The organism is Lysinibacillus fusiformis, assembly GCF_002845985.1.
Classification (GTDB): Bacteria; Bacillota; Bacilli; order Bacillales_A; family Planococcaceae; genus Lysinibacillus; species Lysinibacillus fusiformis_D.
Window position 1 is genome coordinate 715,567 of record NZ_PDFK01000003.1, and the last position, 14,329, is coordinate 729,895.

General features: G+C 40.3%; 11 protein-coding genes. 2 read left to right on the plus strand and 9 right to left on the minus strand.

Translation table 11 applies throughout. The features are described 5' to 3' along the window. Nucleotides 1–21: 21 nt before the first annotated feature. The 8 genes from leuC to CRI88_RS14125 form a co-directional block, all read right to left on the minus strand. On the minus strand, nt 22–1,431 hold the full coding sequence (gene leuC, locus CRI88_RS14090) for a 3-isopropylmalate dehydratase large subunit (protein ID WP_058844542.1): 1,410 nt from the start codon (nt 1,429–1,431) through the stop codon (nt 22–24). A 17-nt stretch (nt 1,432–1,448) separates the two neighbouring features. Beyond that, on the minus strand, nt 1,449–2,549 hold the full coding sequence (leuB, locus tag CRI88_RS14095) for a 3-isopropylmalate dehydrogenase (RefSeq protein ID WP_036123302.1): 1,101 nt from the start codon (nt 2,547–2,549) through the stop codon (nt 1,449–1,451). A 368-nt stretch (nt 2,550–2,917) separates the two neighbouring features. Further along, the gene (gene ilvC, locus CRI88_RS14100; protein ID WP_036123296.1) at nt 2,918–3,952 is read right to left on the minus strand and encodes a ketol-acid reductoisomerase; all 1,035 of its coding nucleotides are present in this window, start codon (nt 3,950–3,952) and stop codon (nt 2,918–2,920) included. Nucleotides 3,953–4,037: 85 nt separating this feature from the next. Then, nucleotides 4,038–4,553 (minus strand): acetolactate synthase small subunit, encoded by a 516-nt coding sequence (gene ilvN, locus CRI88_RS14105; RefSeq protein ID WP_036123293.1) that lies wholly within the window; start codon nt 4,551–4,553, stop codon nt 4,038–4,040. Next, a complete protein-coding gene (ilvB, locus tag CRI88_RS14110) occupies nt 4,550–6,316 on the minus strand; it encodes a biosynthetic-type acetolactate synthase large subunit (protein ID WP_058844541.1) in 1,767 nt (588 codons plus the stop codon). Before ilvB ends, ilvN begins: the two co-directional genes overlap by 4 nt. A gap of 483 nt (nt 6,317–6,799) precedes the next feature. Beyond that, nucleotides 6,800–8,470: a dihydroxy-acid dehydratase gene (gene ilvD / locus CRI88_RS14115; RefSeq protein WP_036123280.1), complete on the minus strand. Its 1,671-nt coding sequence runs from the start codon at nt 8,468–8,470 to the stop codon at nt 6,800–6,802. A gap of 372 nt (nt 8,471–8,842) precedes the next feature. After that, complete coding sequence (locus tag CRI88_RS14120) at nt 8,843–10,165, minus strand: D-arabinono-1,4-lactone oxidase (RefSeq protein ID WP_058844540.1); 1,323 nt, start codon at nt 10,163–10,165, stop codon at nt 8,843–8,845. Next, nucleotides 10,153–11,328 carry an amino acid deaminase/aldolase gene (locus CRI88_RS14125; RefSeq protein WP_058844539.1) on the minus strand — a complete coding sequence of 392 codons (1,176 nt, stop codon included), beginning with the start codon at nt 11,326–11,328 and terminating at the stop codon, nt 10,153–10,155. The genes CRI88_RS14120 and CRI88_RS14125 overlap by 13 nt, the downstream gene beginning before the upstream one ends. A 766-nt stretch (nt 11,329–12,094) precedes the next feature. Between CRI88_RS14125 and CRI88_RS14130 the strand changes: the two genes are divergently transcribed. Continuing rightward, nucleotides 12,095–12,352, plus strand: a complete 258-nt coding sequence (locus CRI88_RS14130; protein ID WP_036123271.1) for a GlsB/YeaQ/YmgE family stress response membrane protein — start codon at nt 12,095–12,097, stop codon at nt 12,350–12,352. Nucleotides 12,353–12,387: 35 nt separating this feature from the next. Here CRI88_RS14130 and CRI88_RS14135 read toward each other — a convergent pair whose 3' ends face one another. After that, the gene (locus CRI88_RS14135; RefSeq protein ID WP_058844538.1) at nt 12,388–13,086 is read right to left on the minus strand and encodes a lytic transglycosylase domain-containing protein; all 699 of its coding nucleotides are present in this window, start codon (nt 13,084–13,086) and stop codon (nt 12,388–12,390) included. Between the two features lie 204 nt (nt 13,087–13,290). Here CRI88_RS14135 and mscL point away from each other — a divergent pair, with 204 nt between their 5' ends. Next, entirely contained in the window at nt 13,291–13,680 is a 390-nt protein-coding gene (gene mscL / locus CRI88_RS14140) for a large conductance mechanosensitive channel protein MscL (protein ID WP_036123266.1), read from the plus strand. Nucleotides 13,681–14,329 lie beyond the last annotated feature (649 nt).

Sequence of the window (14,329 nt, forward strand, 5' to 3'; positions counted from 1 at the left end):
CCCTTCCGTGTAAAGCAAGATTTACACAGTTTCCTTGACAAATTCACGCACATCAACAAAATGACCTGCAATCGCAGCGGCTGCTGCCATTGGTGGTGATACTAAATGTGTACGAGAACCCGCGCCCTGACGTCCTTCAAAGTTGCGGTTAGATGTAGAAGCACAGCGTTCACCAGCTGGTACGACATCATCATTCATGGCTAAACACATGGAGCAACCTGACTCCCGCCATTCAAAGCCAGCTTCCATAAAGATTTTATCCAAACCTTCTGCCTCCGCTTGCTTTTTCGTAGTATGTGACCCTGGCACAACGATCGCTGTGACCTTATCGTGCACCTTGCGTCCTTTGATGATATTAGCTGCCGCACGTAAATCACTAATTCGTGAATTTGTACAGGAGCCAATAAAGACATGCTGGATGTCAATGGATGTTAAGGATTGCCCTTCCTCTAAGCCCATATAAGCAAGCGCTTTTTGAAGTGCCGCCTTATCAGAGTCATCCTCGTAATCTGCCTGTGTAGGCACATATCCTGAAACACCCGTACCCATCGAGGGATTGGTACCCCATGTAATGATAGGTTCAATTTCTTCTGCTTGTATGATACGAACTGTATCGTACGTAGCATCCTCGTCTGAGGCAAGGCTTAGCCAATAAGCAGCTGCTTCCTCTAATTTTTCACCTTGGGGTGCATATTTGCGACCACGAATATAATCGACGGTTGTTTGGTCAGGTGAGATGAGCCCTGCTTTTGCTCCTGCCTCAATCGACATATTACAAATCGTCATACGTTCTTCCATTGATAATTTGTGGATTGCCTCTCCAGTGAACTCCACAATATGTCCTGTACCAACGCCAATGCCGAACTTCGCAATAATGGCTAAAATAATATCTTTAGCTGCTACGCCAACTTGTAGCTCCCCTTCAACACGAATTTCCATCGTCTTCGGCTTATTTTGCCATAATGTTTGCGTCGATAATACATGCTCTACCTCTGATGTACCAATCCCAAAAGCAATTGCCCCAAAGGCACCGTGAGTGGATGTATGTGAGTCACCGCAGACAATTGTTTTACCTGGCTGTGTTAGCCCTAGCTCAGGCCCGATAACATGTACAATGCCTTGGTCAGGGTGACCCATCCCTGCTAGCTCAACGCCAAATTCTTCAGCATTTTTAGCCAATGTTTCGATTTGATTGCGTGCAATGGGATCATGGATAGTCTGTAAATTTTTCGTTGGTACATTATGATCCATTGTCGCAAAGCTTAAATCAGGACGACGCACTTTACGTCCATTCAAACGTAGCCCTTCAAAAGCTTGCGGAGATGTTACTTCATGAATTAAATGAAGATCAATATATAACAGGTCCGGTTTGCCCTCTTCCTGATAAACTACATGTTTATCCCAAATCTTTTCAATTATATTTTTACCCATTGTCTTCACCTATTTCTTTAAATATATGTTGTCATAATGCTTTGTGAAACAAAGCTAGTATCAATTTCATTAATTACTTTATCTGTCCATTCATTTGTCGAAAGAATACGATTGCCATCACGGGCTAGATCTGCTGTAAAGTAACCATCATCAAATACCGCACTAACAGCACGCTCAATTTCTGCTGCCTCTTCTGTTAAACCAAATGAATATTGCAGCATCATAGCGACAGAAAGAATGGTTGCTGCAGGGTTTGCGACTCCTTGCCCTGCAATTTCTGGTGCTGACCCATGTACTGGTTCATATAAGCCAAAATTATCGCCACGGATAGATGCTGATGGTAATACACCTAAAGAGCCAGTAATGACAGAAGCTTCATCGCTTAAAATATCACCGAACATATTTTCAGTGACTACAACATCATAGTGTCCTGGGTTTGTAATAAGTTTCATCGCCACAGAGTCTACTAGATTATGTTCCACGATCACATCTGGATAATCTTTTTTCTTAGCTTCTACGACTTCTCGCCATAAGCGACTTGTTTCAAGCACATTCGCCTTATCAACAGAGCATAATTTGCCGCCACGTAAACGTGCTAGCTCAAAGGCATTTTCAACAATACGTTCCACTTCTGCTTTTGAGTAGACCGTTGTATCAATTGCGCCATTTTCAGTACGCATACGTGGTTCCCCGAAGTATACGCCGCCTGTTAGTTCACGGACAATCATTAAATCAACGTTTTCAGCTACTTCACGTTTCAGTGGTGAAGCATCTAGTAAACTCGGGAACGCCTTTACTGGACGTAGATTTGCAAAAAGATCGAAGTGTTTGCGAATTCGCAATAACCCTTTTTCCGGGCGTAATTCAGGTGGATTCTGATCCCACTTTGGACCACCTACAGCACCTAATAAAATCGCATCACTATTTTCACACATCTCGATTGTTTCTTCTGGTAGTGGATTATTATGCTGGTCGATAGCAGCACCTCCAATTGTTGCATACCCTAAATGAAAAGTATGATTAAATCGTTTACCAATCACTTGTAATACACGTACAGCAGAAGCAACAACCTCAGGGCCAATCCCATCACCAGGAAGTACTGTAATTTTTCTCTCCATCATCAAAACACCTTTCTTTGTATAGCGCATTCGCTAATTTAGTAAAGACGCCCACCTACCATTAATTTAGGTGGGCGCATTCATTACGTCTACGCGTAATTTTTTGTGAATGGATACAATACGCCATATCATCATTGCATCCGACTTGTGAATGGTATGTCATACGATTCACTACCTTTAAAACCTATACAGGATGTGCTCCCGAAGGCATGCTATTAAATGACGGTTAATGGCATTTAATAGCAGCTTCTAAACATCTTGAGAGGAGTTACGGCCGGTAGTCGATATATCCTCATAGTAAATTTTCAGCTGCGGTTAAGTAGATCTCAGCCAATTGTTCACCATTGTGAAGCGCAGTATCGAAAATATTAATTTTTCGCACTTGCCGCTACTTCTCGCACAACTTTTTCTTTCCCTTCGTTGATGAATGGCATCATAGCACGTAATTTCGCGCCAACTTCTTCGATTTGGTGGTTCGCACCAGCTTCCTTGAATTTTGTATATTCTGGACGACCATTTTCATTTTCTTGAATCCAACGACGTGCAAATGTGCCATCTTGGATATCTGTTAACACGTCTTTCATACGAGCCTTTACAGTTTCATCAATAATGCGTGGTCCTGCCACATAATCTCCCCACTCTGCTGTATCAGATACCGAGTAGCGCATTGTAGCCATACCACCTTCAAACATTAGGTCTACAATTAATTTAAGTTCATGTAGCGTTTCAAAGTAAGCTAGTTCTGGTTGGTAGCCAGCTTCTACTAACGTTTCGAAACCTGCTCTTACTAGCTGTGTTGCACCACCACAAAGTACTGCTTGTTCACCGAATAAATCTGTCTCTGTTTCTTCTTTGAATGTTGTTTCAAGTAAACCACCTCGCGCAGCACCAATTCCTTTCCCATAAGCAAGTGCTAAATCTTTTGCTTGCCCAGTAGCATCTTGATGGATAGCGAATAGACCTGGTACACCAGCACCTTCTTGGAATTGACGACGAACTAAATGTCCTGGTCCTTTTGGTGCTACTAAAAATACGTCAACATCTGCTGGTGGTGTAATTTGACCAAAATGGATATTGAAGCCGTGCGCAAACATCAGTGCTTTACCAGCTTGTAAATATGGTGCAATTTCTGCTTCATAAACGGCTTTTTGACGCTCATCTGGTAATAAAATTTGAATCACATCTGCTTCTTGTGCAGCCTCAGCCACAGTTTTCACGTCAATACCATCAGCTTTCGCAGCATCGAATGATCCACCTGGGCGAACCCCAACTACTACGTCAAAGCCTGATTCTTTAAGGTTTAGTGCATGTGCATGACCTTGTGAGCCGTAACCGATAATAGCGATTTTTTTTCCTTTTAATACGTCCTCGTTGATGTTTTGTTCATAGTACATTGTAGCCATAGTTTATTTCCTCCTAGAATTTGGTTTGGTTTTCATAGCTTTAGCAACTTGCTGTTTCAATAAAGCTATCAATTTTATATGCAAACTATTTTAAAATAGAGAGCTGTGGGTTTGAGATTTTTTGCGTTTCACGCACAGAGGCAGTGGCTCCTGTACGTGTCAGTTCTTTAATGCCATATGGTCGAATGAGTTCGATAAAGGCATCAATCTTTTCTGGGTGCCCTACTACTTGATACGTCACAACATTTTTGGCTGTGTCAATAATTTGTGCACGAAATGGTTCAACAATCGAATTCATTTCCAAGCGTAGATTTGGTGGTGAAATAACCTTTACTAGCGCCAGCTCTCGCAGAACAATTGATTTGTCGGTAATATCATTGACTTTTAACACATCAATTTGCTTGGATAATTGTTTTACTAGCTGCTCGATTTTGCGTTCATCCTCAACATTGACAACAAAGGTCATCTTAGAAAAATTTGGTTGTTCAGTATGCCCTACTGTAATCGATTCAATATTGAACTGTCGCTTCATCAACAAACCTGTCAATCGGTTTAATACACCACTTTGGTTAATCACAGTTACAGTAATTACTCGTTTCAATTCTTTTTCACCCCAATCATTTCATGTAAGCCTTTGCCTGGTGCTACCATTGGGTAAACACATTCAAGCTGTTTCACTCGACAATCAATTAATACTGGCTCATCAGAAAGTAGTGCCTCACGGAAAATATTCTCCGCCTCATCGATTGTGTTAATACGATAGCCTTTAATATTATAGGCATCCGCTAATTTAACAAAATCTGGTTGGATTGGCATCAGCGACGATGAATAACGTTCTTCATAGAATGTTTGTTGCCATTGGCGCACCATTCCAAGACAACTATTATTCAAAATCACTATTTTTACTGGTAAGTTAAATTCCTGTAGAATAGATAGCTCCTGTGCCGTCATTTGGAATCCAGCATCTCCTACAATCGAAATAACTTTTTTGTCTGGCTTCGCAAACTGAGCCCCAATTGCGGCCGGGAAGCCGAAGCCCATCGTACCAAGTCCACCAGACGTTACCCATGCATGATCATTATTTAAATGGTAGTATTGTGCTGCCCACATTTGATGCTGCCCTACATCTGTCGTTACAATGGCATCACCCTCTGTAATCTTGTGCACTAATTGCAATGCCTCTTGTGGTAAGATTTCTTGCGTATTGGCATCTTTGCAATACCACAATGGGTATTCATTCGCATGATTATTTAAAAAGGCTAGCCAGTCTGCTGTATCAGGACCTTCGAAATCCTTTTTCAACAATGCCTTTAACGCCTCTTTTGCATCCGCAACAATCGGAATATCTGTCGGTACGTTTTTACCAATTTCAGCAGGGTCAATATCGATATGGATAATCGTTGCATTTGGTGCAAATGTGGCTAAATTTCCTGTTAAGCGATCATCAAAACGTGCACCGATATTGAGTAGTAAATCTGTTTTTGTGATGGCTGTATTCGCTGTAACCGTACCGTGCATTCCTGCCATTCCAAGGAATAAATCATGTTCCCCATGAATGGAGCCTAGCCCTAGCAATGTATTCGTTACGGGGATACGGTATTTTTCAGCAAAGGCCGTTAATTCCTCACGTGCGTCAGCAAAAAGAACACCTGCACCAGCTAAAATAACTGGATTTTTTGCCAAAGAAATTGCTTGGATCGCCTTTTGAATTTGTAAATAGTTTGGTTTATAGGTTGGTTGATAGCCTGGTAAATAAATTTCATCTGGTGCTTGTGGTGGATTCTCTACATCAAACAACATTTGTGAAACGTTTTTTGGAAAGTCCACAACCACTGGTCCCTTACGTCCAGTGCTTGCAATATGGAATGCTTCCTTCACAATACGTGGAATGTCATTGACATCCTGCACTTGGTAATTGTGCTTTGTGATTGGTGTCGTAATCCCCATGATATCAGCTTCTTGGAAAGCATCTGTTCCAATGACAGATGTAGCAACCTGACCTGTGAAGACAACTAATGGGATGGAATCAATCATGGCATCCGCAATACCTGTTACGAGGTTTGTTGCACCAGGTCCACTTGTGGCAATGACAACGCCTGTTTTACCTGAGACACGTGCATAGCCTTCAGCCGCGTGAATAGCCCCCTGTTCATGTCTTGTTAAAATATGGCGAATCGGATTTTTATACATCGCATCATAGATTTGTAATACGGCTCCACCTGGATAGCCAAAGATGATTTCAACACCTTGATCATGCAAAGCCTGCACTAAAACATCTGCACCGTCCTTCGCTTGATAGGTTTGTTCAGCCGTTGCTGTTGTTGCTAATTGTTCTTGTTCATTGATTGAAACATTCGCACTCATCAATTTATGCCTCCTTCATTTCTTTCAAAGTCATACATCAGTGTTCTAGATTAGTAAAGTGCCACTAGCTGGTAAGTCTACCTCTCTTCCTTTTCATTGAGAGTTTGCTCATTACGTCGTGAAAATAATAAAAAAGCCCTTTTCTCCACACGCAAAGAACTACCTTACGTAGGGATGAAAAAGACTTTCCATGGTACCACCCTTTTTTATAGCAAATAATTGCTACCTCGCGAATAAATGACTGCATTTATACACCTATGCAAAAAATTTCACATCCAATAGGGTGTCATAAAACATTTATTCATTAATAACGAGCACTTTCGACTATGCCCGGAGCTATCTAATGGTGTAAACACGTTTAATAGCCCACTCCGAGGGGATGTCGGATCTAGTTGTATCGCCGGCTTCCAGCACGACCGGCTCTCTGGTAGATACAAGGCTCTAGAACCTTTAACCTCATCAACGTTTTCATTTATCTAGTTGTTAAATTTTCATTACGCCACCAGTGGAAGCGTTCGTCACTAATTTTGAATATCTTGCTAACCAACCACGTTTGATTTTTGGCTCAAAGACTGGTAATTTTGCACGACGTTCAGCTAAAACTTCATCTGAAACTTGTACATTAATCGTACGATTTGGTAGATCAATTTCAATAATATCTCCGTTTTCTACTAAGGCGATTGGACCGCCTTCAGCAGCTTCTGGTGAAATATGACCAATTGAAATACCTCGAGATGCACCTGAGAAACGACCATCTGTAATTAATGCAACCTTTGTACCAAGACCACGACCTTGAATCGCAGATGTTGGTGCAAGCATTTCAGGCATCCCTGGGCCACCCTTAGGTCCTTCATAGCGAATGACGACTACATGGCCCTCTTTCACTATTCCATTATCAATATTTTCCTGCGCTGCTTCCTGGGAATCAAAGACGATTGCCTCTCCCTTGAATACTTTGATGGAAGGATCAACTGCACCTACTTTAATAACGGAGCCATCAGGTGCAATGTTACCAAATAACACCGATAACCCACCTACAGCACTATAGGGATTGTCTTTTGTTCGAATGACTTGATCATTCGTGATGTGATAATCTTTGACAAGCTCACCCATTGTTACACCTGCAACGGTTGGGCGATCTGGATGAATAGCTCCCGGAATGGATGTTAATTCATTAATAATGGCACTAACACCACCCGCTTTATTGATATCATCCATTGAAATATCGGATGCAGGCATAATTTTCGCTAAATAGGGTACTCGCTCTGCTACTTTATTAATATCTTCAATGTTGTAATCTATTTCTGCTTCATTGGCAATGGCTAATGTATGAAGAACAGTGTTTGTGGAGCCTCCCATTGCCATATCAAGAGCAAAAGCATCATCAATTGACTCTTTTGTAATAATGTCGCGTGGCTTAATGTCTTCCTTGACCATACGAATTAATTGTTTGGCTGCTTCTTTAATCAGCTTGTGACGCTCTTCAGAAGTGGCAACGATTGTACCATTCCCTGGTAGAGCAACACCGAGCATTTCCATTAAACAGTTCATCGAGTTGGCTGTAAACATCCCTGAGCATGAGCCACATGTTGGACATGCATTATTTTCAATATCTAACAGCTCTTCAGATGACATCTTTCCTGATTTATGGGCTCCTACGCCTTCAAAAACAGAGGTTAAAGAAAGCTGCTTGCCTGAAGCAGAAGTACCAGCCTCCATTGGACCACCAGAAACAAAGATAGATGGTACGTTTGTGCGAACTGCTGCCATCAGCATCCCTGGTGTAATTTTGTCACAGTTAGGAATATAAAATACACCATCAAACCAATGTGCATTAATAACTGTCTCTGCTGAGTCTGCTATAATTTCACGACTTGGTAATGAATAACGCATACCAATATGCCCCATTGCAATACCATCATCGACACCAATTGTATTAAATTCGAATGGAATACCACCCGCTTCAATAATGGCTTCTTTCACTACATCAGCGAACGTACGTAAATGAACGTGACCTGGTATTATGTCGATATATGAGTTACAAACCCCAATAAATGGTTTGCCTAAATCTTTTGCTTTTACTTTGCCTGTTGCATATAAAAGACTTCGATGTGGCGCTCGATCTACGCCTACTTTAATCATGTCACTTCTCATTTTAAACGCCCCTCATTGCTATCCATACTATGTTCGTTGCTATAGACAAAATGTTCTGTCTTTTTAATTTTTGTTTATAGAGTAGCAGCCTACTAGATGGCTACTGCTGTAACGAACGTGTTAAATTGTTGTTATCATAGTACGAAAAAAAGGTCTCGTCAACAGTATTTTTTGAATTGTTCAAACAATTAAAAAAATCTGTCAAAATTGAAATCGTTTACATGCTGATTAAGCATCAGTTTTATCTCGCTTTGATAAAAATTTTGACATTTCGTTCAAATTTTAATTTTTCAATAATAACCAACAATGTAAGAGACCATTGATTCCCATATTTTCGGACAAGTTGAATCATCTTATCTATAGAGATAACGCTTACAATAGAAACAATTTTTTTAAGTAGCCTGTAAAAAATACTTGATCGGGATCATATTGGTGTCGTATTTTTAAAAACTTTTCGATCTCTGGATACAGTTCGTAGACGGTTTGTGCTGTTAAATGGTGTTGTTTGCCCCAGTGAGGTCGGCCATCATATTTTTGCATCAAAGTATGAACCCATTTAAAATAAGGCTCTTCTGACATCCCTTTATACATATGAAAGGCTATAAAAGCAGACTCGCGCCCCTGTGTTGGACTTAAAAAGCCTGCTTCCCCTGCAGTTGTTCGACACTCTAATGGGAAATGAACATTAAAAATCCCTTTTTTAAAGGTTGTATGAATTTCCTCCAAGCATGCTTCAAATTGAGCGAGTGGAATGGCATATTCACTTTCTTGGAACTTCACACTACGAGGAGAAGGATAAATTTCATAGCTTATGCCCACTTTTTCACTTTTCACCACATTTGCGGCTGCTATTTTACTCATAGCACCACTTAACGCTGGTTTCCACTTACAAAGTTCTGACATGGCAAAGAAAGCACCATTTTCTACAATTTGAAGCTTTAACGTTTCTATTTTTTTATTCCATTCACTTTGATAGATGGGTGCTACAGCATTCATCCGTTTTACTTGAATCGTCTCACTGCCAGGGAAATAAAACCATTCCACATGGCGATGTTGGCGAATATCCTCTGCGAATAGTGTGAGACCATTGCTCAAAGTTTCTCTTGCCCCAACATAATGCAAGCTATAAAGTGGCATGACTTTGATCGTTACTTTGACAAGGACACCAAGCATACCGAGCGATACATGTAGTGCTTCAGATAAATCGTCCATTCCCCTCCTGTGCTCCTGATATGTGCCAGTGCCATCTACAAACCCCCATGTCATGACAGCAGACGACAGAGAACCAAGTGTAATCCCTGTACCATGTGTACCCGTTGATACTGCTCCTGCAATCGTTTGCTCCTGAATATCCCCCATATTGATTAAAGCAAAGCCGTGCTTCTCCAGCATTGGTCCAATTTCATATAGGTAGGTACCAGCCCATAATGTTGCCTCCTGCTTTTCCTCATTCACAGCGATTAATCCACGCATATTATGTAAGGAAATAGCGATATGCTCTGGCATAGCCACAGCGCTAAAAGAGTGAGCTGCCCCTGTGACCCGAATCGTTTTTCCCGTTTCACGTGCATGCTTGACAATGGTTGAAACTTCTTCAACCGATTGTGGTAAGTACATTTCACTCGGATAAGAAATAACATTCCCCGCCCAATTTGTCCACTTTTCACCATTACGCCATTTTTCTATAGAAAACATTGTCCATCCCCCCTATATGTTGTGTAAGGCCCCATATACTTGTCCTCTCGAATCCCATGGAGTACTTGAAAACGCTCACAAAGCTCCCCCGCTTTTGCATGTCTAAAATAGATCGTATCACCAATATTAATATGTTTTCCTTTGACCTTTATAGGCGTTTGTACTTCTCCTGCTCCTTCTAAGCTAAGGTATGCAAAATTGCTAGGTTCATAGAATACAGGTAAGCGATCCAATCCAATTGCTCCAGAAGCCGTATAACCACCACCATGACAAACAACAATATTTTTTTCAGGCTTTCTCGTTACACTCAAAGCAAATCCAGCTGCCTTTTCTAGCTGTAAATGTGTAAATTGATCGAACAATGCAGGTGCATAAAAAGCGGAGCCTACTGTAATTTCAGTCACTTCTTTCTGCTGATTGGTATATAACATGCTCCCTGAGCCTCCACCATTGACGAAGCGTAAGTTTGGAAAATACGCCTTGATATGGGCTATCGCTAAGCGACGAAATTGGGTTACTTGTTTTTTAGCTTGTACTTGCATTGCCTCAATCACTTTGCCTTTTAATGCATTCGCAGGACGATTGCCAACGCCTGCTATTTGAGCCTCATAGCCCATTGCACCTACAACCTCAATCGCTGACGTTTTTTGAATCTCTTGCAAAAAAGGTGTCAGCGTCTCAAGAGAATACAACGATGAACGTTTAGTCCCGAAATACAGTACTTTAAAATCATTCGAAACATTAATATCAATGCAAACCTGTACACGTACACCTATTTCTAGTCCCAGCTTCGCTAATAGTTGGATATGTTCTGGCCGATCCACCATAAAAGTAATGCTTTTCCCGTCTTTGACGAAATGTAGCAAGCGACGAATAGCTGCTTCCTCCATTACTGGATAGCCCAGTAATAAATCATCAAATTGCTGCTGTAGTAAAAAAATGGTCTCTGCCGCTGTGAATGTCATAAAGCCTACAACATTAGCAAGGTTTTTCTGAACATAACGAAGCACTTCAACAGAACGAATCGATTTTGTCGCAATACGAATTTGCTTGCCACCACAAGCCTCTTGCACAGTTCGTATATTTTTATCCAGCGCATCTAAGTCCAACCAAGCAAATGGTCTTTCCAAATCACTAAACGCTCGATCCAATCTTGTCGTCATTTAATCCCTCCTGTATATACTATGTATTTGATAATTTACAGAATAATTTTTTTATTCATGAGTCAAAATAAAAACAACCGTGCGCTTTTTATTCAATAAGTCGACACAGTTGTTTTAGAATGGGACAAACATTTCATTCACCTTTCTATTCAATTGGTTACGATGCGTATAAGAAATCGGCTGCAAGATTTAGCAGCACTAACAAATGCAGACCAGCAATCAGAAAACCTTGACGATTTAAACGTTTCATAACAGCCATATTCATATGCAACACGCTCCTTTTTTCTCATTATAATCCTTTTAAACAGAATTTTCAAACTATTAAAAGGTGAAAATTTAACCATTTTCCATTCATATAAATAAAAAATGAACAACCGTATAATTGATTGAAATTCTGCTTCAACAAAAAATGCATTTTTTCATGGATAAAAAGGTGGTTTTTGCAAATATTTAGTCAAACGGCTGATTTTGGAGCGTTCCATCTATTTTTGGTACGAATTGAATGCGTGAACATACTATAGAAGTAAGCGAAAATCGGTGTATGTACAATATAGAAGTAATTGTAGTTAATGTGGACATTTTCACAATCATTTATGCAGTTGGAGTTACGTTAGTGTGGGCATGATGAAAGAGCTGCATTCATTTGTCTACAGCCATTATGACAGCATGTAATAATTACTAAACAAAATCGCAGTGTTTAATCTACTCCATTCAGGGTATAACTAAGTAATCGCCATTATATCTTAATTTTAAGGAGATGAAAATAATGATTAGTTTCATTTGGTATTTAATCATCGGAGGAATTCTTGGATGGTTAGCTGGCGTAATTTTAGGTAAAGATGTACCTGGTGGCATCATCGGGAATATTATTGCAGGGATTGTTGGTTCTTGGATCGGTAGTATGGTTTTAGGGAACTGGGGTTGGAGAGTAAGTGATTTCTACGTGTTCCCAGCACTGATCGGTGCCGTTGTGTTGATCTTTATCGTCAGCCTTATTTTAAAAGGTATGCGTAAAGCAACTTAAATATGTAATAAAGAGCCATCCATGGTGATGGCTCTTTATTTTGCTTCATTTAGTAAAACGGTTGCTCGGAGTTCATCGTGATAATTATTATACAATTGGTAGTAATACAATACATTTTCTACATATTCTTCACTATGATTGTATTGATACACAGCTTTCTTAATATTACCTTTGGCAGCTCCGTATTTAGCTAAATAATTAGCTGCACTAAATACCGCATCCTCAATATCATAGGGATCGGCTATACCATCCCCATTCGCGTCTACGCCATATCCTCCATATTTAGCAATTGTCTCTGGATTCATTAATTCAGCCTTCGTGATGTTTCCTTTTCCTAGTCCTGAACAAGTAGGATGCTGCCAGCCAACGAACGTGCACGGCATAAATTGCATATGCCCTTCTGCCCCGGCAGATGAAACCATTGATTTCACTGTAGAAAATCTCGTTTCAATTCGATGATGTGCAGCAAGCAATGTCCATGGCACACCATATTTCTCCTCCGCTGCTACATATACCGGAATGTATTTCTCTGGAATGTCCATATCGAAATGTTGTTGAATCTCCTCGATTGCCTTTTGCTGTGCAAGCTTTTCGAAAATCGGTAATGTTTGAAGTTCCTTCCACGCAAAAAATGTCAGGACATACACCGTTATCGCAACGGGAATCAATAATGCTATCATACCCAATTTTGTAGCGGGTGATAACATGGCTTTGTTGTTCTTTTTCTTTGTCATACGTCACACCTAATCTAGTATTCTTTTTCTATATTACCAAATTTTTCGTTATATGTAGTAAATCTTTTAATTTTTGTAAGATAGAAACTTCCAGTTGTAGGTTGCTATTCATTTTCACTATAAAAGCAGTTGAAAGGTTTGCTAAAAATATAGTAAAATACAGATTGATTCATTATATTGGATAATAATAGGGAGGCATTTATTTTGTGGAAAGACTTTAAAGAATTTGCAATGAAAGGCAATATTGTCGATCTAGCAGTAGCAGTAGTCATCGGTGGTGCTTTCGGTAAAATTGTTACCTCCTTAGTTGAAAATATCATTATGCCATTAGTTGGTATTTTAACAGGTGGTGTTGATTTAACAAAGAGCTTTGTTTTTGGCTCTGGTGAAGCCCAAGTCAATTTAGGTGTATTTCTACAATCAATTATTGATTTTTTAATTATTGCATTTGCCATTTTTATGGCGCTCCGAATTATGACGAAGCTTACACGTAAAAAAGAAGAAGCAGTCGTTGAAGAGCCAGCTCCTGAATTAGATGCAAAAGAAGAGCTCCTCAAAGAAATTCGTGATTTACTCAAAAAAGAACAAGCCTAACATATGACACCAAAGGATCTGCCTTATTCGAAAGAGGCAGATCCTTTGGTTTTGTATCCTTCTCTTTGGATGTTCTATCCGCTGCTTTATGCGTATCCTCCACTTTCTCTGCTCTATCCATCTCTTTCCGCGTTCTATCCGCTGCTTTCCTTATTCTATCCACCAACTTTATGCGTATCCTCCACTTTCTCTGCTCTATCCTTCTCTTTCCGAGTTTTAACCGCTCCTTTCCTTACTCTATCCACCAGTTTTATGCGTATCCTCCACTTTCTCTGCTCTATCCTTCTCTTTCCGCGTTTTATCCACTACTTTCCTTACTCTATCCACCAGTTTTATGCGTATCCTCCACTTTCTCTGCTCTATCCATCTCTTTCCGCGTTTTAACCGCTACTTTCCTTACTCTATCTACCAGTTTTATGCGTATCCTTCTCTTTCTCTGCTCTATCCATCTCTTTCCGCGTTCTATCCGCTACTTTCCTTACTCTATCCACCAACTTTATGCGTATCCTTCTCTTTCTCTGTTCTATCCATCTCTTTCCGCGTTCTATCCGCTGCTTTTCTTATTCTATCCACCAACTTTATGCGTATCCTCCACTTTCTCTGCTCTATCCTGTTAACTTAACTAGAAGCTCCCACACATTGTTGCTCA